Source organism: Bradyrhizobium lupini (assembly GCF_040939785.1).
Lineage (GTDB): Bacteria > Pseudomonadota > Alphaproteobacteria > Rhizobiales > Xanthobacteraceae > Bradyrhizobium > Bradyrhizobium canariense_D.
Window position 1 is genome coordinate 7280213 of sequence record NZ_CP162553.1, and the last position, 18535, is coordinate 7298747.

19 protein-coding genes are annotated in these 18535 nt (G+C 63.0%); 8 read left to right on the top strand and 11 right to left on the bottom strand.

Annotation, left to right across the window (positions count from 1 at the left end; all coding sequences use genetic code 11):
• Positions 1 to 10 precede the first annotated feature (10 nt).
• Positions 11 to 1384, top strand: coding sequence for a PleD family two-component system response regulator (locus AB3L03_RS35035; protein ID WP_018455158.1), 1374 nt, complete (start codon positions 11 to 13; stop codon positions 1382 to 1384).
• Positions 1385 to 1625: 241 nt separating this feature from the next.
• Here the strand turns inward: AB3L03_RS35035 and AB3L03_RS35040 are convergent, their stop codons facing one another.
• The 3 genes from AB3L03_RS35040 to AB3L03_RS35050 form a co-directional block, all read right to left on the bottom strand.
• Positions 1626 to 1997, bottom strand: coding sequence for a hypothetical protein (locus AB3L03_RS35040; RefSeq protein WP_085395621.1), 372 nt, complete (start codon positions 1995 to 1997; stop codon positions 1626 to 1628).
• Between the two features lie 159 nt (positions 1998 to 2156).
• Positions 2157 to 2750, bottom strand: coding sequence for a hypothetical protein (locus AB3L03_RS35045; protein ID WP_204511399.1), 594 nt, complete (start codon positions 2748 to 2750; stop codon positions 2157 to 2159).
• 169 nt (positions 2751 to 2919) lie between these two features.
• Positions 2920 to 3528 carry a TetR/AcrR family transcriptional regulator gene (locus tag AB3L03_RS35050; RefSeq protein WP_085395622.1) on the bottom strand — a complete coding sequence of 203 codons (609 nt, stop codon included), beginning with the start codon at positions 3526 to 3528 and terminating at the stop codon, positions 2920 to 2922.
• A 129-nt stretch (positions 3529 to 3657) separates the two neighbouring features.
• On the opposite strand from AB3L03_RS35050, the gene AB3L03_RS35055 reads away from it, so the two are divergent.
• Entirely contained in the window at positions 3658 to 4896 is a 1239-nt protein-coding gene (locus AB3L03_RS35055) for an MFS transporter (protein WP_204511398.1), read from the top strand.
• Between the two features lie 545 nt (positions 4897 to 5441).
• Here AB3L03_RS35055 and AB3L03_RS35060 read toward each other — a convergent pair.
• Positions 5442 to 5819, bottom strand: a complete 378-nt coding sequence (locus tag AB3L03_RS35060; protein ID WP_204511397.1) for a PRC-barrel domain-containing protein — start codon at positions 5817 to 5819, stop codon at positions 5442 to 5444.
• 1040 nt (positions 5820 to 6859) lie between these two features.
• Between AB3L03_RS35060 and AB3L03_RS35065 the strand changes: the two genes are divergently transcribed.
• From AB3L03_RS35065 to AB3L03_RS35075, 3 genes are all read left to right on the top strand, one after another.
• Positions 6860 to 7078 (top strand): hypothetical protein, encoded by a 219-nt coding sequence (locus tag AB3L03_RS35065; RefSeq protein WP_204511396.1) that lies wholly within the window; start codon positions 6860 to 6862, stop codon positions 7076 to 7078.
• Between the two features lie 203 nt (positions 7079 to 7281).
• Positions 7282 to 7503: a hypothetical protein gene (locus tag AB3L03_RS35070; RefSeq protein WP_204511395.1), complete on the top strand. Its 222-nt coding sequence runs from the start codon at positions 7282 to 7284 to the stop codon at positions 7501 to 7503.
• 53 nt (positions 7504 to 7556) lie between these two features.
• Positions 7557 to 7937, top strand: coding sequence for a hypothetical protein (locus AB3L03_RS35075; protein ID WP_204513944.1), 381 nt, complete (start codon positions 7557 to 7559; stop codon positions 7935 to 7937).
• 234 nt (positions 7938 to 8171) lie between these two features.
• Here AB3L03_RS35075 and AB3L03_RS35080 read toward each other — a convergent pair whose 3' ends face one another.
• Both AB3L03_RS35080 and AB3L03_RS35085 read right to left on the bottom strand, forming a co-directional pair.
• Positions 8172 to 9107 (bottom strand): NADP-dependent oxidoreductase, encoded by a 936-nt coding sequence (locus AB3L03_RS35080; protein WP_204511394.1) that lies wholly within the window; start codon positions 9105 to 9107, stop codon positions 8172 to 8174.
• 369 nt (positions 9108 to 9476) lie between these two features.
• The gene (locus AB3L03_RS35085; protein WP_368507951.1) at positions 9477 to 10127 is read right to left on the bottom strand and encodes an aminoglycoside phosphotransferase family protein; all 651 of its coding nucleotides are present in this window, start codon (positions 10125 to 10127) and stop codon (positions 9477 to 9479) included.
• Positions 10128 to 10502: 375 nt separating this feature from the next.
• On the opposite strand from AB3L03_RS35085, the gene plsY reads away from it, so the two are divergent.
• Entirely contained in the window at positions 10503 to 11186 is a 684-nt protein-coding gene (gene plsY, locus AB3L03_RS35090; RefSeq protein WP_085351391.1) for a glycerol-3-phosphate 1-O-acyltransferase PlsY, read from the top strand.
• A gap of 1026 nt (positions 11187 to 12212) precedes the next feature.
• Positions 12213 to 12422: a hypothetical protein gene (locus tag AB3L03_RS35095; RefSeq protein WP_157643060.1), complete on the top strand. Its 210-nt coding sequence runs from the start codon at positions 12213 to 12215 to the stop codon at positions 12420 to 12422.
• A gap of 147 nt (positions 12423 to 12569) precedes the next feature.
• On the opposite strand, the gene rpmG is transcribed toward AB3L03_RS35095, so the two are convergent.
• On the bottom strand, positions 12570 to 12737 hold the full coding sequence (gene rpmG / locus AB3L03_RS35100) for a 50S ribosomal protein L33 (protein ID WP_007603295.1): 168 nt from the start codon (positions 12735 to 12737) through the stop codon (positions 12570 to 12572).
• Positions 12738 to 12861: 124 nt separating this feature from the next.
• Positions 12862 to 14187 (bottom strand): LLM class flavin-dependent oxidoreductase, encoded by a 1326-nt coding sequence (locus AB3L03_RS35105; RefSeq protein ID WP_368507952.1) that lies wholly within the window; start codon positions 14185 to 14187, stop codon positions 12862 to 12864.
• Positions 14188 to 14402: 215 nt separating this feature from the next.
• Here AB3L03_RS35105 and AB3L03_RS35110 point away from each other — a divergent pair, with 215 nt between their 5' ends.
• Positions 14403 to 14963, top strand: coding sequence for a hypothetical protein (locus AB3L03_RS35110; RefSeq protein ID WP_247338479.1), 561 nt, complete (start codon positions 14403 to 14405; stop codon positions 14961 to 14963).
• On the opposite strand, the gene AB3L03_RS35115 is transcribed toward AB3L03_RS35110, so the two are convergent.
• From AB3L03_RS35115 to rnr, 3 genes are read right to left on the bottom strand one after another with little or no spacing between them, the layout of a single operon-like run.
• Positions 14964 to 15713, bottom strand: coding sequence for an NUDIX hydrolase (locus AB3L03_RS35115; RefSeq protein ID WP_085351448.1), 750 nt, complete (start codon positions 15711 to 15713; stop codon positions 14964 to 14966). It abuts the gene before it with no gap.
• Positions 15714 to 15746: 33 nt separating this feature from the next.
• Positions 15747 to 16187: a DUF983 domain-containing protein gene (locus tag AB3L03_RS35120; protein WP_018458336.1), complete on the bottom strand. Its 441-nt coding sequence runs from the start codon at positions 16185 to 16187 to the stop codon at positions 15747 to 15749.
• Positions 16181 to 18535 carry a ribonuclease R gene (gene rnr, locus AB3L03_RS35125; RefSeq protein ID WP_247296514.1) on the bottom strand — a complete coding sequence of 785 codons (2355 nt, stop codon included), beginning with the start codon at positions 18533 to 18535 and terminating at the stop codon, positions 16181 to 16183. Before rnr ends, AB3L03_RS35120 begins: the two co-directional genes overlap by 7 nt.

An 18535-nucleotide genomic window follows, 5' to 3' on the forward strand; every position in this document is an offset into this window, starting at 1 on the left:
TGAGTTCACAGTGTCCGCGCGTATTCTCGTCGTCGATGACGTCCCCGCCAACGTCAAGCTGCTCGAAGCCCGCCTGTCCGCCGAATATTTCGACGTGATGACCGCCGCGAACGGCACCGAGGCGCTGGCGATCTGCGCCCGCGCCGAATGCGACATCATCCTGCTCGACGTCATGATGCCGGACATGGACGGTTTCGAGGTCTGTCGCCGGCTCAAGACCGATCCGGCCACGCATCACATTCCCGTCGTGATGGTCACCGCGCTCGACAGCCCGTCCGACCGCAACCGCGGGCTGGAAGCCGGCGCCGACGATTTCCTGACAAAACCCGTCTCCGATGTCGTGCTGATCGCGCGCGTGCGCTCGCTGACCCGGCTGAAGATGATGACGGACGAGCTGCGCATGCGCGCCATCACCTCGCTCGAGATCGGCATGCAGGCGCCCGAGCGCAGTGCGATCTCCGACACCGGCAAGGGCGGCCGTATCCTGCTGGTCGACGACCGACAGTCCTCCTATGAACGGCTGGCGACGATCCTTGCCGCCGAGCACACCATCGACGTCGAGCCGAACCCGACGGAGGCGCTGTTCCACGCCGCCGAGGGCAATTACGATCTGCTGATCGTCTCGCTCGACCTCAACAATTTCGACGGCCTGCGGCTGTGCAGCCAGGCGCGCTCGCTGGAGCGCACGCGGCATGTGCCGATCCTGGCGATCGCCGACCCCGAGAACGCGACGCGGTTGCTGCGCGGGCTCGAGATCGGCGTCAACGACTATCTGCTGCGTCCCATCGACAAGATCGAGCTGCTGGCGCGTGCCCGCACCCAGATCCGCCGTCGCCGCTACACCGACCATTTGCGCGACAACGTGCAGAATTCGATCGAGATGGCGATCACCGACGCGCTCACGGGGCTGCACAATCGCCGCTACATGGAGAGCCATCTCGCGACGCTGGCCGAGCAGGCCGCGACCCGCGGCAAGCCGCTGGCGCTGATGATCCTGGACATCGACTACTTCAAGTCGATCAACGACAATTACGGCCACGACGCCGGCGACGACGTGCTGCGCGAATTCGCCGTGCGGGTGCGCAAGTCGATCCGCGGCATCGACCTTGCCTGTCGCTACGGCGGCGAGGAATTCGTCATCGTGATGCCGGAGACCGATCTCCACGTCGCGGGCATGGTCGCCGAGCGCCTGCGCCGCTCGATCGCCGGCGAGCCCTTTGCGATCCACAAGGGCACCAAGCGCATCGAGGTCACGATCTCGATCGGCCTGACCACGCTGGAGCAGAAGGGCGAGGCGGTTGGCGACGTGCTCAAGCGCGCCGATACCGCCCTGTACCGCGCCAAGCACGACGGCCGCAATCGCGTGGTGTCGCACGCGGCGTGAGGCCGCTGGCACACGCCCGCGTAAAAAAACGCGAAAACAACCCCATGCACAGTAGCCGACACTAGTCGGATCAATGGCTTACGTCGGCTGCAAAACGGCTGATGCGCACAGCATTGCCGTTTGACTCGTCGGGCAAAACAGGAGCATCCTGCTAGCATCCAACATCCACAAACTCTGCTGTCATCCCGCTAGCGAGGAATCCGGCACGCCACGGCGAACAAGCGGGCGTCCACCCTTCAGGTCAGGGAGGATAGGGCTCCGACCATTCTGCCTTGGCCAGGGCCGCGCCCGTGCTGGACTTCGCGATGACCTCATAAGTGTACAGGCCGGAATTGCAGGGGCCCCAGGTTCGCAAGCTCTCCGGCTTCACGATGTTGTCTGAAGGAAATGGGATCTCCTGGCCGCCCATCTCGTAGTTCTTCTCTCTGCGAAACTTGACGACGATCGTGCGCGTGCCGGGCGGAACACTCTTCATCTTGATTTCGGGATTGGGAAAGACGGTGGTGCAGGGCCGCGGAGGTCCAAATGTGAATTGGATCTTCATCTCGTCGGCCGTGGCCGGGGTGCAGATGATCAGAAATGAAATTGGCAGCAACGACGAAAATCTAATCATGGGCACGCCTCAAAAAGAAACCAGTGTATCGGCAGGGCCGCCTGATGCCAAGTTTACTCCATGTCTCGCCCTCGCAGCGCTAGGCCTCGTCCACTCCCTTCAGGACGTCACAGAAAAGGCCCGCCGTAGCGGGCCCTGTGGGGATGGAGAAAGTCCGGGTCACTTCTGATCGACGTTGCTGGTCCCCGAACCGGGCGTACCGATCGGCAAGCCGTTCGCCGCATGACCGACGCCAACGCCCGGCGCACTGACGGCTCCTGGAGTTTGGTCCTGTGGAAGCGTCTTGATCCCCGTTCTTGCCTGCTCCGCGGGGCTCATCTGGCCCTTGTTGTCGCTGTTGGCGCCATTGGTGGCCGTGATACCGGACCTGTCGGTCCCGTTTGGCGTGCCCGCCTGTGTCGATCCTGACGCGGTGTTGCCCGCGCCGGTGGTGGTCGGTGTGCTCGCAGTATTCCCGTTCGGCGTCTGGGGCTGAACGTTCGGGTTGGTTGGAGAGTTGTTGGTGTGAGCGCCGGTTGAGGTTCCGTTTGCGCCCATGCCGGATGGCGCCGAGGGGCCTCCATTGGCGGCGCCAGACGTGCCAGTGCCTGCGCCTGAGCTGGCGGATGATCCGGACGCGCCGCCGCTCGCAGCTGCGCCACCCGCGCCTCCGCCGGCACCGCCGCCACCGCCTCCGCCGCCGCCTTGTGCGAAGACGGGAGCGGCAACAGCGAAGGACAGTGCGGCTGTAAGAAGAAGCGATTTTCGATTCATGACCTTCTCCGGTGTAAAGAAGGTCAACTACGCCGAAATGACGATGGTTCCTCTCAGTCCAATCGCTTCAAGAGATCGAAGGGTGAAGCACGGCAAACGGACCTTGCGGTGCGTGCTTTCCGATCCGGACTTCTTGCGGCGAGCGGCGGGTTCTGATGTTGCAGCTGCTTCAGGGATGCCGGGCCGGCCGCTTGCCTCGCTTCACCGTAGTCTGATCTCCCACCGTCACCCCCGCATTCCGCAGCAGCACCGTCGCCGCTTCCTTCGCGGCGCGGGCCATTGCGGGGTCGTCGCGGACGAGGTCCTGCGCGATCGAGCCGTCGACCAGCAGCACGAGCTGCGTTGCGAGCGCCTCCGCGTTCGCAACGCCGAGCTCGTTGAGGCGGTCGCGAAACCAGATGCGGCGGCTTTCCTTGAAGGCGATTGCGATCTTCTTCACGGCGCGGTCGGCCGGGCCAAGCTCGGCGACCGCATTCACGAACGGGCAGCCGCGAAAGTCTTTTGCGGCGAAGCGGCGCTCCAGCGAATCGAAGGTGGCGAGGATCTGCTCGGCCGCCGGCTTGTCCGAGGGGCGGGGCTGCACGAAGCGGCGCTCCAGGTAGGCGGCGATCAGCGCGTCCTTGGAGGGGAAGTGGTTGTAGAGCGTGCGCTTGGAGATGCCGATCTCGGCCGCGATGGTGTCGACGCCGATGGCGCGAATGCCCTGAAGATAGAACAGTTTGTCGGCGGTCTCGAGAATCCGCTCTTTCATCGTCTGTGGGGCGGGCGGGGGAGCCATGCGGCGGTGAATGTCCTGTTCGCTTGACAGTGCACCCTATTCATAGCCTAAGTACACAGGTCTGTGTAACCAAAATCAATCGATATTGCAGACGACGGCGCGCGCGCCGCGCCCACGAGGGAGACAAAAATGCCCCTGTTGCAGATCCTGCGCCCAACATTGCCCATCCTGATCGGCGCCTCGATCATGCTTACGCTGAGCATGGGACTGCGGCAGAGCCTCGGCATCTTCATGCAGCCGCTGACCCACGACATCCATCTGTCGATCTCCGATTTCACGCTGGCGCTGGCCGTGCAGAACCTCGCCTGGGGCTTTCTCCAGCCGCTCGCCGGCGCGATGACCACGCGCTACGGGTTCCGTCCGATCATGATCGCAGGCTCGTTCATGTACATCGCGGGCCTGGTGCTGATGGCAACCGCGAACGGTCTCGTCGCCATCATGATCGGCGCCGGCGTGCTGATAGGCACCTCGCTCGCCTGCACCGCGGCGGCGATCGCGATGTCGGTGGCGGCGCGCGCGGTGCCCGCGACGGTGCGTTCCACCGTGCTCGGCATCGTCTCCGGGGCGGGCTCGCTCGGCGCATTGCTGTCGGCGCCGATCGGGCAGATGCTCAACGAGGGCTTTGGCTGGCGCATCGGGCTCGCCGGCTTCGTGGTGATGTCGGTGCTGATGATCCCTGCGGCCTGGTATGCCGGGCGCGTCGACGCGGTCCCGCTGCCGAAGCCCGCGACTGACGAGATCGTCGATGCCACAGCGTTGATTGCCGCGAAGACCGCCTTCGGCAACGCGTCCTTCGTAGTGATGACCTGCGCCTATCTCGTTTGCGGCATGCAGCTCGTGTTCCTCACCACGCACCTGCCGTCCTATCTCGCGATCTGCGGCCTCGATCCGATGCTGAGCGCGCAGACGCTCGGGATGATCGGCGGCTTCAACGTGCTCGGCTCGCTGTTCTTCGGCTGGGCCGGCCAGCGCTGGAACAAGCTGGCGCTGCTCGGCGGCATCTACATCTTCCGCTCACTCGCGCTGGCCTGGTACTTCATGCTGCCGGCGACGCCGGCCTCGACCCTGCTGTTCGGCGCGATCATGGGCTTCCTGTGGATGGGGGTGGGACCGCTGGTCGCGGGCGCCGTCGCCGAAATGTTCGGCCTCCGCTGGCAGGCGATGATCCAGGGCCTCGCCTTCATGAGCCACCAGATCGGCAGCTTTCTCGGCGCGTATGGGGGAGGGGTGCTCTACGACGCGCTCGGCTCGTACACGATGGCCTGGCGCATCGGCGTCGCGCTGGGGCTGGCCGGCGGCATCATCCAGGTTGCGTTTGCGCTGATCCGGCCGTCGCAGCCGCCGGCGCCGGTGTTGCGGACGGCGTAGGCGAGGCGTCCAGCGGGTTGAGCAACGTGCTGTGTCGCACGCGGAGCAAATGGGCCAACGGGAGGTCACCGGGGACAACATGATGGTTGTTAGCTTCGCCGAGCGGCTAAGCCCCGCAGTGCGCCGACTCTATAGTCAGAACATGACTGCTGAGGATGCAGCGAACTTCGTGGAGCGAGCATCATCAAACGGAGTGGTACCGCTGCCCCGATCAGTGCCCAGCGCCGCGCCCAATTTGGGACTTCCGTAACTGTCCGCAGCGGACCTTCAGGGTAATGCCCGCTGGGCGCCGCTTGAACCCATTGCTGACTCTAGAGAGAAGCTGAGCAAAACCAATGAGCGACATCCTCCGCCTCCGATGCGGGGCGGCAGGCGTTGTTCGCTGCAAGGCTCATCAATCAAAACTGCCTGAACTTCGCTGGACGGTTTCCAGCGAAGCTCAATGCTAGTATTGGTCGGAAGATCGATCCGACAGCATCCAACGAGGGTCGCCGATCAATTCAGCTGACACTCACGATTGGAAAATTCCGGCGCGTCGTCTGGCGTTATAGGCCACCTCGCCCTTCCCAGTAAGTGGGTGTCCCATAATACCGGTGGGTTCGCCTTTCCCAATCTCGATCCTGCCAGGAGTCATCGCTGAACTCCGGCGCATCCCTGAGCTGTTGCTCTGTGATATTGGTTCGGAAGCCCTCGATCGACGTATCATACGTCAGAGCGCTCCATGGAATGGGGTAGTGGCTGTGACCCAAGCCAACAAATCCGCCGAAGCTCATGACTGCGTAAGCTACGCGGCCTGACACCTTGTCGATGATGAGGTGATCAATCTCACCGATATTCTTTCCATCTGCTCCATACACCTCGCTTCCCTGAATGTCTTCGCTCGAGATGCAGTGATGATCCGGGTGGGCTGTTGCGCGGGCCATGACTTTGTCTCCCTCACAGGTGATTTTGGCGGCTTAACTTGGCAGCTACGAGGACGTTCCTGCGTTGAGCGCCGCAGCGCCAAATCGACGCGATTGGTCCGTAGCTGACCTACGGAGCGCGGCCAGTCGAGGACCGCTAGTGGCCCCAAAGCGGACTCCAGCGCATCGCGCTGCCCCTGAGGGAGTAGCGAAGCCTCGAATAGCCTTGGAGCAACTTATGGGCGCACTTTCGTGACCGAGCCCGTTAACATAGTTAAATTGATTTGCTGGTTTTTCCCGATAGTTTTTTGCGCAGGGGAGAACATTCATGCGAAGCTCTCGCGCAATCCTTTATGCCCAACGACTTAGCGAACTCACCTCTCAGCTCTCAGAATTGGAATATATTCGAGGTCTAGTCGAAGAAGCAGAGCGAAGCGCCCGCAGTGTGCCTCCATTACGCTTGACACATCCTGCTTCGCGCCGTCTTCGAACTCGTGAACCAGGCGCCCTGTCTGTCCGCTTCCGTCGCCGCGCGCCACCAAGCTGGAATGCAGGCGCTATCAGCCCCTGACAACGACAACCAAGTCAATCGGACTTTGCTGGAGCCATTCCCCGACGGATGGTGGGCTTCCTCCTAAAACCTCTCCAAGCGCTCGCCTTCACTCCTGCTGAGAAGGAGGGGACGAGAGCCAGGGAAGCGCCAGCAATGATAAGCGACTTCGCACGTTGATACGCATCGCTGGCCGAGGGTCTAACCGTAGGCGTCGGTGGCTGAGAGACAATTCCGCGCTCCCGCCTGCATGTTAGGAGCGCAAAATGGCCGAAGAAGTCAGCGCCGAGACACGTGCCTGCTCGAGCGAGCCAACGAAACCATCGCTCAAAGTCGTCAGTTAGCCACGGAACGTCGCGCACTCGTCCCTGGGTGCGAACTAAATCTCCGACACAGGCTGCTCAACATTGCCAACTTATTGTCGCAGTTCGTGACCGAACTTATAACATGGTTTAATTGATTTAATTGTATTTAAGGTATTTAATCTCTCCGCCAGCACCGGAGGGACCCCATGCCTAACGAAGACGATGACCGCCGCGAATTTCTGAAGACCTGCGGAAAGTTCGCGGTGGTGACACCTCCAGCCATAACGCTGCTGCTCTCCACCTCCCTCACGTCCCATGCAATTGCTAAATCGGGTGCGAGCGCGGTCCATCACCACGGCAACAATGGCTGGGGTAACGGCGGCAGCGATGGTAGTCCCAACGGCAAGGACGACAGAGGCCGCTGAACATTTGTAGGCGGAACGGCAGTTTGGAACGACTCGTCAGTTACCAAGTTTTCCCAATGCCCATCCCCAAGTGGGTGATTCAGTCGGGCCCCAGCTCTTCCCCCATTGCCCCCCGGGAGCTGGGGCCCATTTTGTTGCGCCTTCCGGCGCCGGTTTCGGAGCTTCGACAACATTCAGTCATGAAGCAACAAGGAGGGATCCGCATGCCGATCCAAGTCGTGATGGACAGTACCGGCGACAGCCGTCACTTTTTCGACGCCAACGATGCACGAGAAGTAGCCAAGGCGGAGCAGCGATTCCGCGAGCTGAGGAACGTCGGCTTCACCGCCGCGGTCCGGACCAGTTCAAATCAGGTGTCGCAGATCCGATCGTTCGACCCCACTGCGGAAGAAACTCTCTTCTTCCCCAGGCTGGTCGGCGGCTGAATCGCTGAGCCGTGTGGCTGTTCAGGCCGTCCCGGCCGGGTGAACGCTCACGGATGAGGGCTGCAAAGGCGCTGTTCATTAGACACGGCGCCGAGAACACTCCCGAAGGACGCGCGCTGCTGCTGCTGCGGCATTGCCTCTCGCCCCTCCAGCGGCGGCAATTCACGCAAACGGGCTATTTCGATGTGGTCGGCGGCGATACGGGCAACCGCTATAGGATCTATGCGGGAGCGGCTGCGAATGTCTGCGAGATCGGCGAAAACGGTCGCCCAAAGATCGGCTTGTGCTTCCTGCCCGTTGGCGATCTTCCGATTGGCGACGTCATGCTGGCCCAGAAGATCGCGCTCGAAACGTGCGAGGCCAGCGCGCTCGCAGTAGCCCGAAAGTTCACTCCCAGCGGTTTCTTGTTCAGCCGGTCCCGCCCGCTTCGCTAGCCGCGGTGTTGCGTCAGTCAAGTTTGGGCGTCGGTGACGTCTCCCATTGGCCCATCTGCGACCTCGAAGGCCTTCAGGTCTGCGGCCGATGTTGGCGGTAAACCGGACATCTGGCGGGCGGCTGCTTAATGAGTACACGCCCTAGGCAGGGCGGAAGTGCATGCTTCGTCTCCATCGCGGCGGATAATCCAGCGGGCATCCGAGCTGCTGGTGATCGCCGGCCGGTCGCGCGCATCAATGGGCGTGCGTCTCCCAGGGACGAATGTGGATAATCGTATTCCCCTTGCGTCGCTTGGTCGGATTTAACGCGGCGACGGCATCATCGAGGGTCGAGACGTTGCCGATGTTCATTCGCAGTCGTCCGTCCCGCACCCGCCGTACGATCTCACTCAGTTGGGCTCGATCGGACTCGACGACGAAGTCGACCGCCAGGCCATCGGAGGGCCGCGTCTCGGCCGGCCCCACGATCGTCACCAATGTTCCTCCGGCTCGGATCAGTGCTGCGGATCGCTTCTGGATATCACCGCCGATGACATCGAACACCAGATCGACTTTGCCCACGTCCTTCAGGGTGTCGTTGTCGAGGTCGACGAACTCCTTCGCGCCGAAGTCGAGCACTGTCTGACGGTCGGCGGCGCGTCCAGAGCCGATGACGTAGGCGCCGGCCTCTCGTGCGAGTTGCGTCACCATCGACCCGACTGCGCCGGCCGCTCCGTGAGCGAGGACGCTTTGCCCCGCCTGAAGGCGGCCGTGTTGGAACAGCCCTTGCCACGCCGTCAGGCCCGAGATCGGCAGACTCGCACCTACCGTAAAGTCGACGTCGCCCGGCAGCGGTGCAAGGTTGCGTGCCTCGATCGCCACATACTCGGCCAGCGTGCCGTCGCGATACCAGTCCGCGAGGCCGAACACCCGCTGTCCGACTGATAGTCCCGTTGTGCCATATCCGAGGGCGGAGACCACTCCGGCCAGCTCGTGCCCAGGGATCGACGGTGTTCGGTCACGTTCGAGGCGATCGGTCCAGGTCGAGGGCCACGCCAGCTCAGTCGGTACAAATCCCGACGCATGAACCTGAACGACGACGTCGTTTATCGCTGCCTGCGGCTCGGGCCGGTCCATGAGCTTCATCCCGGCCCTTCCTGCGGCCTGGTCCGTTACAACGATCGCCTTCATGGGAATTATCTCCTCGGTCATTTGTCTCTTGGTCGAATAATGCAAAGAGCGTGGACGCACCGGCATCCACAGAATGTCAGGCTGTGTGGAACTCGTGTCTTCGTGTCCGCAATCTCCGCTCTCCGCATTGACCGGGGCTCCCACTCATCCTGATGGATCGGGATCGCTCCGGTCGCCGGTCGTCAGCGAATAGATGCGTTGCGCCCGGCTATAAAACAGGACCAAGAATGCCGATTTTGGCTGTACCAAGCGCGAGGGCCGCCTCCCGATACAACCCGATTGTGCCAAACGGCTCCACTGGCTGCCGAGATTTGCTCGGTGATCGAGAGCGCCCTGAGACGGCGAACAGGAATCGAGGTTGCGGACGGTTCAGTCTTTCGCGCGCAGCCCCGCTTCGATGCGCTGGATCAGTTGCTCCCGCAGCGCAGGCACCACTTTTCCGAGAACGACGAAGGTGCGGACGATAGGCAAATACGGCTCCATTGCCGCCGTTAGCTCCGCCAGAGACATGCCGGCCAGCCGCGCATATTCGGATTGCGCCGCCGCATTGGTCGCGCGCGGCCGCTCCGGATTGTCGGCTATTTCCGGGCCGAGCTCGCACAGGATGACATGCAAGAACCCAAGATCGAGGGCGGCGGGCCCGCGCATCGCGAAGGTCCAGTCGACGAGCTTGGGGCCTTCCGCAGTCATGATCACGTTGCCGGGGCTAAGGTCGCAATGGCAAAGCTCGCCGCCGGTCGACAGGCAATCGATCAGGGTGAGGATGTCAGTGGCGACGTGCTTCGGGACCTTGCCGTCGTCGTGCCGCAACTCGCTCTCCATATACGCGCGCATGGAGGGGAGCTCCGGCGGTGGCGACGTCTTGTGAAGAGACATGGCCAGAGTCGCGATGATCGCGCCCGCCTGTTCGAACGTCACCGCGCCGGTCCGCGAGAGATGCCGCAGGGTCGGTCCGTCGAGGCGCTCCAGCACGATGCCGAAGCGCCCGTCCAGCGTCACCTCTCCCAACACCGCCGGCACGGGGGACGCCGGCGGCGTGCACGGCGCGGATCATGCGTACCTCGTGTCGGCCGAGCAGATGAGAGACGCCGGCCTTAAACAGCTTCACGACCTGACCGGGCGCCCAGGCGTAGGCCTCGGAGAAGGCGCCTTCACCGATCTTTTCCCCCAGCGATCCCTGCATGTCCGCTCTCCGCCGCGCAGATGAAACACCGGCGGCGAGAAAAAAGGAACCCTTCCCGTCGCGGGGGCAGCCGGACATTATCATCGCGTTTCAACCTGCAGAGACCTTCGATCGCAGTCGCAGCCTCGGGGCCGTGATCGGCCACTTGTGACGTATAGCGGTCAGACGAAGTCGGGGATAAAACAGCGTTCAGGAAACTGGATCCAAAACCCATGGCTTTTTGGACAGCGGGCGCGGTTGGGTTGTTGATCGCCTATCTCCTTGGCTCGGTCCCCACGGGCTATCTGGCGGGGAAGCTGCTCAGGGGCATCGACATCCGAAGGCATGGCTCCAAGTCCACCGGGGCAACGAATGTCTTGCGCACTCTCGGCAAAGGGCCTGCCTTGTTCGTGCTCGTCGGCGATGTGCTTAAGGGCGTGGGTGCCATCATCGTCGCGCGTTCGTTCTGCCCTTGGCTGTACGCGGAAATATCCCCGCCGCCGACAGCGTCTGATCTGCAGGTCTGGGTGCCATGGGCTGTTTGTCTGGCTGGACTTGCTGTGCTGTTGGGACATAGCCGATCGATCTGGCTGAACTTCACGGGAGGCAAGTCGGCTGCCGCGGGGCTCGGTGTGTTGCTGGCGATGTCTTGCCCCGTCGGATTGGGGGCTGCAGCCGTCTTTGGCCTCGTGCTGGCTATGACCAGGATCGTTTCCTTGAGCTCGATGCTCGCGGCGTTGACGGCAATCGTTCTTGTCTGCGCGGTCGAGCACCCATTGCCGTATCGGTTGCTGGTGATCGGAGGCGGCCTCTACGTGATCATCCGCCATCGTGCCAACATCCAAAGGCTTTTGGCGGGAGCGGAGCCGCGTCTGGTTCGAAATGGCCAAGGTACGAAAGCGGAAGCGCAGGTTTAGCAGACGACTTATTTGCCGCGCTTATTGAGGTGCAGCAACGCTCAGTTGTCGAACGGAGCTGAGCGATATCAATTCACAATAGCGAACCCAACGGAGGGAACATGGCCTTCAGATCAGCGAGCTTTGTCCTCAACGCTGGAACATGGGAGGCCAAGGTAGGAGACCGTCCGTTTCACGGTTATACTCATCCATACTGACCAGCGAAAATGGACAACTGAGGATCATCGAAGAAACGGTTGCAGTCGCAGCGCCCTGATCGTCTCGCGTGATCAGCCGAAGCGGGAGCGCATAGCGGAGGCGGCAGTTCCAGAAGCAACGCTTCCTCGCGCTCTCGTGCCCCGGCGCAGCGCGGCGCTTCTTCAGCGGTGCGTTGCAGAGCCGGGGCCCTGTCGCTGGTTGTATTGTGTGGCTTTCTGGGTCCCGGCTCTGCGCAGCAACGCTTGCGCGTTGCAGCGCGCCCGGGACACGCGAGCGCCCAAGACGGGCCAGAAAAAGCCCATTCAAGCTCCGTGACGTCCGCGAACTTACGACAGGAGAGCTAAGTTCAACTGCGCCAGAAAGCCGGCGGACGGGATGGACTAACGCGTGCGTCCTGACCGCTTGAGATCGGCGACCTTAAACCTGTTGCCGGCGGCCAGACTGCTGCACAACCAGTGAGCCTTGTTTCGGTTGTCGCCCAGGAACGTCCTGGTTTCGACGCAGTCCAGGTAGGATTTGTGGGTGATGGTGTCTCGGCAGGTCGGCGAGAAAGGTCCGTAGTCTATGTTGCCGCCCGACACGCTGCATCCAACCCAGGGATCTTTGCCGCTTGGGAAGCTTGATGCACAGCCACCGTTGCAGCTGCTGGCGACTTTCTCCAGGCTGGCAATCCTCCCCATCACAGAACCCGGCGCATACGAAGGCGTTCGCGCGACTGACGTTTGAGCTGTTGAGGCAGTCCGACGCGGCGCAATTGTGTTTGCTCCTCGCTCCGACACGTGCGGCCTTGTCACCCGTTTCGGCGCGTCGACCGTGACGGGAGGAATCGTGGCGGCGGAGCCGGTTGGGATTTGCGACGCTGCCGGCGCGCACAGCAAGACGGTCGACAAGACAGCGATGGTTGAAGGCACGACAAGGCTTGATGAGAATCTCATGACCATGTCCTTCCAAATCCGGACGGAAATTTCCGCCCGGCAAGTGCACGGTAACATACATTCGGGAGCGAGCAACCGAGGGTTGAAAAAAATCTGGCCATGACTCGCTGTGCCGAGCTCAGCCCTCGTGCCCAGCTCGCAGCGTAGCGTCACGTCCACGGGGCGCTGCTGCGTATCCGGACACGAGAGAGGGGCCAAAATAAAACGGGACCCGAAAGGGCCCCGCAAAAGTCTTCTACGTTCCGCGATCTCACTTGATCTTGGCTTCGCGGAATTCGACGTGCTTGCGCGCCACGGGGTCGTACTTCTTCTTGACCAGCTTGTCGGTCATGGTGCGCGAATTCTTCTTGGCGACGTAGTAGAAGCCAGTGTCGGCCGAGGACACGAGCTTGACCTTGATGGTGACCGCTTTGGCCATGTTCAGAACCTCAGGAATGAAGGGAATCTGGAGCCGGCCAAATGGCCCGCGTTGGCCGGCAACCTAGCCAGAAACCGCCTGATGTCAAGATTTTAGGGCTCGAAAAGCACCCAAATCAGGCCGATTACGCCTCGAAGAACCGGTTTTTGGGCCGAGGCAGGCCCAGATTCTCTCTCAAAGTGGACCCTTCGTACTCTTTCCGGAAAATCCCGCGGCGCTGCAGCTCCGGGACCACCTTGTCGACGAAATCGTCGAGGCCGGCAGGCAGGAACGGGAACATGATGTTGAAGCCGTCGGAGCCGCGCCCGACCAGCCATTCCTCCATCTGGTCGGCGATGGTTTTGGCCGTGCCGACGAAGGATAGCCCGCCATAGCCGCCGACGCGTTGGGCGAGCTGGCGCACCGTGAGCTTGTCGCGGGCCGCGAGGTCGACCATGCGCTGGCGACCGCTCTTGCTGGCATTGGTCTCCGGGATTTCCGGCAATTGCCCATCCGGATCGAAGCCGGAGGCATCCGTGCCGAGGATGACCGAGAGCGAGGCGATGGCGCTGTCGTAATGCACGCGGCTGTCGAGCAGCGCGCGCTTCTCCCTGGCCTCGTCGACGCTGTCGCCGACCACGACGAAGGCGCCGGGCAGGATCTTGAGGTGTTCGGGATCGCGGCCGACCTTCTCCATGCGGCCCTTGATGTCGGCATAGAGTTTCTGGCTGTCGGCAAGGCTGCCGCCGCCGGTGAACACGGCTTCCGCGGTCTCTGCGGCAAGCTGCCTGCCGTCCTCGGAGGCGCCGGCCTGTACGATCACCGGCCAGCCCTGGACCGGGCGGGCGATGTTGAGGGGACCGCGCACTTTCAGATATTTGCCCTGATGGTCGAGCACATGCATCTTCGCGGGATCGACGAACACGCCGCTTTCGACGTCGCGCACGAAGGCGTCGTCGGCAAAGGAATCCCACAGGCCCGTGACGACGTCGTAGAACTCGCGGGCGCGCTTGTAGCGCTCGGCGTGCTCCATGTGGTCGTCGAGGCCGAAATTCAGCGCCGCATCCGGGTTCGAGGTGGTGACGATGTTCCAGCCCGCACGGCCGCCGCTGAGATGGTCGAGCGAGGCGAAGCGCCGTGCGACGTGATAGGGCTCGTCGAACGTGGTCGAGCCCGTCGCGATCAGGCCGACCCGCTCGGTGACCGCGGAGAGCGCCGACAACAGCGTGAAGGGTTCGAACGAGGTGACCGTGTGGCTGCGCTTGAGCGCATTGACCGGCATGTTCAGCACGGCGAGGTGATCGGCCATGAAGAAGGCGTCGAACTTGCCGGCCTCGAGCTTCTGGATCAGCGTCTTGATGTGGCCGAAGTTGAAATTGGCGTCCGGCCAAGCCCCGGGATAGCGCCAGGCACCGGTGTGGATGCTGATCGGGCGCATGAACGCGCCAAGCTTGAGTTGCCGTTGTGCCATCGCCCGGTGTCCGTTCTTGGTGTCGTTCCCGAAGACATAGGCACGCCGCGGAACTCCGCCATCGGGGGAGGTAGGAAGATTATTTTGTTTTTCGCGACGCCCTGAGCACATTCGCGTCATTCCGGGCCGCGCCCGGAATGACGGAGGAGTCCCATCGAACCGATCCACGGCTCACTCCGACCAAGCCATGACTTTCGCTCCCGAGGAGACCTTCGATGGCAGGTGCAATGACCGTGGACGGGCGCATCGTCCGCATCGACCGGCCCATGCCCTGGGTCGGGCGGCTGCTGTCATTGCCGCTGCTGGCGGCGAGCTTCTATCTGCTGTGGAATGTCGCGCTCGGCCTGCGGCAGGATTTCTCCGGTTTTGGGCGGCTCGCCGATGATCTCATGCCGGTGGTGGTGTTCACGGGACTCGGGCTGCTCGTGGGCATCCCCGGAATCATCCTGCTCACCTTTCGCACCTTCGTCGTGCTGAACGAGACGCTGCGCCAGATCGTCATCACCAGGCAGTTCGGCCCGCTGAATTTTCGCAAGCATCGCGATCTCGCCGATTATCATTTCATCAGCATTACCGACGACGACGATCCGGAGCTGACGACATATGATGTCAATCTCTGCGGCAACAAAGGGACCGAGCCGATCACGCTGATGAGCTTCACCAAGCGCGAGGAAGCCAGTCGCTTCGCCAGCGAGCTCGGGCGAGTGCTGAACCTTCCCGCGCGCGACTATGTCGGCACCGAGCCCGACGCGGACAATGCGGACGTCACGAACTGATCAGCTCAAAATATCCTTCTGCATCTTGCCGCCGTAGAAATGGAAGAACGGCACCGGCGCATCGTGGCGGAGCGGGCCGGTGGCAAGGCGCGCGTCGAGCTCGTTGAGCACATTGCGCGTCATCGGATGCAGATCGGCGAGCGGCTTCGAGCCGAGCTCGACCCAGACCAGCTCGACAAGCTCGGCATCGGCGTGGATCACGCCGTCGACGCGATGGGTGATCGCGGAGGCGTCCGCCGTGAAGAAGCGCGTGTCGAACCGCTTGACGCGGCCGGGCGGGGTGATTGCGCGCGCGATCAGGAACAGGCTGGAGGGATCCGGCAACAGGCCCGCATCCGCGAACGGCTTCCAGGCGCCTTCGAGTTTTGTCTTTACCTCGGCCTTGCGTCCGAGGCAGAGACCCGTTTCCTCGCAGGCCTCGCGGATCGCGGCGATCGCCAGCGATTTTGCGCGGGAGGCCGGCGTCTTCGGGCTGCCCTTGGCGAGATTGGCTTCCAGTTCGGCGGTGATCGGCGCCGCGCATGGTACGCGATAATCGTCCTTGTCGACGCGGCCGCCCGGGAAAACGAATTTTCCGGGCATGAACACCACCTTGTCGTGGCGCTTGCCGACCAGGACTTTTGGAATGGCTCCGCTGCGGTCGACCAGGATCAGTGTCGCGGCATCCCTAGGGCGGAAATAGGGATGATGATCGGCTTCCTTGCCCTCGTGGATCTTTGCCTTGTCGGCTGCCTGCGACGTATCCGTCATGTCCTCACCCAAACCACTACTTGTTTATTTTGCTTACACCGGCGGAATACCATCCGTCGGGTTCTCGTCAAACCCGTGCATGCGCAGAGCCCATTGCAATCCGACCACGGCTCCCTTCACCGGCTGCAGCAGTGCCAGCGAGGCGACGAAGGTGAAGGGCAGATAGGCCGCGAAGCTGATCCAGACCGGCGTCGTATAGTTGGTCTCGATCCACAGAATAGTCGGCACCACGATGTGCCCGACAATGACGATGACGAGATAGGCTGGCAAATCGTCGGCCCGATGCGGCGTGACATCGAGGCCGCAGACGGAGCAGTTATCCGCGGTCTTCAGGAAGGCGCGGAACAGCTTTCCCTCGCCGCAGCGCGGGCAGCGGCCGCGAAAGCCGCGCCTCATCGCAGCAAAGACGTCGCGCTTCTCGACGAGGCCGGTGTCGCGGGTCCAGATCTTCGGCGCCGTGCTCGTCGTCACCATGCCTTGCCCTTCTGGCCCTTGCCCTTGCTTTTTCCCTTGGCCGTTTTCCCCTTGCCGGGCTTCTTCGGCTTGTCCGGCTTGCGCTTCTTGTCAGGACTGCGCCCGGGGTGCGCCTTGAACGAGCGGCGGCGTTGCGGACCGGAGGACCTGCGGCCCCGCGGTGCGGTCTCGCCGGACGAGGACAGCAGCTCGAAGCGCAACGCGCCTGCGATCGGAGCCGCCTCGATCAGGCGGACGTCGACAACATCACCGAGCTGATGCATGGTGCCGCTGCGGGTGCCGACTAGGGCGTGGCGGCCCTCGTCATAGTTGAAATATTCCGTGCCGAGGGATCGGATCGGGATCAGGCCGTCGGCGCCGGTCTCGGCGAGCTTGACGAACAGGCCGGCGCGCGTGACGCCGGAGACGCGGCCCTGGAAGCTCGAACCGATGCGGTCGGCGAGGTGATGGGCGATCAGGCGGTCGACGGTCTCGCGCTCCGCTTTCATCGCGCGCCGCTCGGTCACTGAGATATGAGCTGCGACCTCGCTCAACGTTTCCGGCGTCTCGGTGTCGGGCAGCGCGCCTTCGCCGAGGCCGAGCGCGCGAACCAGCGCACGGTGCACGACAAGGTCGGCGTAGCGGCGGATCGGCGAGGTGAAATGCGCATAGCGGCGCAAATTCAGGCCGAAATGACCGTAATTCTCCGAAGAGTATTCGGCCTGTGCCTGGGCGCGCAGCACGACCTCGCTGACCAGCGGAAAGTGGTCGTGGCCTTCGAGCTGCGCCAGCACGCGGTTGAACAGAGCGGGGCGCAGCGCGCCGCCTTTCGCGAACGGAACGTCCAGCGTCGCCAGGAATTCCGCGAGCGCGTGGACCTTTTCCAGGGTCGGCTCGTCATGCACCCGGTAGATCAGCGGCAGCGACTTCTTCTCGAGCATCTCGGCTGCCGCGACATTGGCGAGGATCATGAACTCCTCGATCAGCTTGTGCGCGTCGAGCCTGTCGGGCACGACGACGCGGTCGACCGTGCCGTCGGGCTTGAGCAGGATCTTGCGCTCGGGCAGATCGAGATTGAGCGGATCGCGCTCGTCGCGCGCGCGCTTGACGCAGGCATAGGCGGCATAAAGCGGCCTCAGGATTGGATCGAGCAGGGGGCCGGTGGTGTCGTCCGGCCTTCCGTCGATCGCGGCCTGCGCCTGCGCATAGTTCAGCTTGGCTGCGGAGCGCATCAGGATGCGGTGGAAGCTGTGCGACCGTTTCCGCCCGTCCGGCGCGATGATCATCCGCACCGCGAGCGCGCCGCGCGGCTCGCCCGGCACCAGCGAGCAGAGATCGTTGGAGATGCGCTCGGGCAGCATCGGCACGACGCGGTCGGGGAAATAGACCGAGTTGCCGCGATCGAGCGCATCGCGGTCGAGCGCGGTGCCCGGTCGCACGTAGAAGCTCACATCGGCGATGGCGACATCGACGATGAAGCCGCCCTTGTTGTTGAGATCAGGATCCGGCTGCGCGTGTACCGCGTCGTCGTGATCCTTGGCATCCGGCGGATCGATGGTGACCAGCGGCACATCGCGCCAGTCCTCGCGCCCCTTCAGATTGGCCGGCTCCGCCGCTTCGGCTTCGCGCTCTGCCGCGGGACGGAATTGCAGCGGGATGTCGTGCGCGTAGATCGCGATCAGGCTGATCGCCTTCTCCGACTTGACCGAGCCGAGCTTCTCCTTGACGCGGCCTGACGCCAGCCCAAAGCCGCGCGAGCGGATGATGTCGACGCTGACGAGATCGCCGTCCTGCGCGCCGTGCGTCTCAGTCGGGGCGATGTTCAGCTCGCGGTCGGCGGACTTCTTGTCGACCGGGATGATCCGTCCGCCGCCTTCGGGCAGGCTGCGGAAGACGCCGAGGATGCGGCTCTTGGTCTTGTCGAAAACCTTGATGATGTGGCCGCGATAGGCCGGGCCTTCGGTCTCGTCGGATCGCTCGACCCGCAGCAGCGCGCGATCGCCAACGCCGGCCGCGGTGCCGGGCTTCGGCCGGCGCGGCATCGTGATGAGGATCTTTGGCGGCTCGCCGCTTTCGACCTCGTCCCATTCAGTGGGGGAGGCGACCAGCTCGCCGTCGGCGTCGCGGCCGGTAATGTCGGCGACCAGCGTCGGCGGGAGGCTGTCCGGCTCTGAAATCGTATGGCGCTTTTTCTTGACGAGCCCGTCGTCGGCGAGCTCGCGCAGCATGCGCTTGAGCTCGATGCGGTCGGCGTTCTTCAGGCCGAACTCGCGTGCAATTTCGCGGGTTCCGACCTTTCCGGGATTTGCCTTGATGAAGGCGACGATGGCTGCCCTGTCGGGAAAGCCACGGTCATTCTTGCGTTTCAC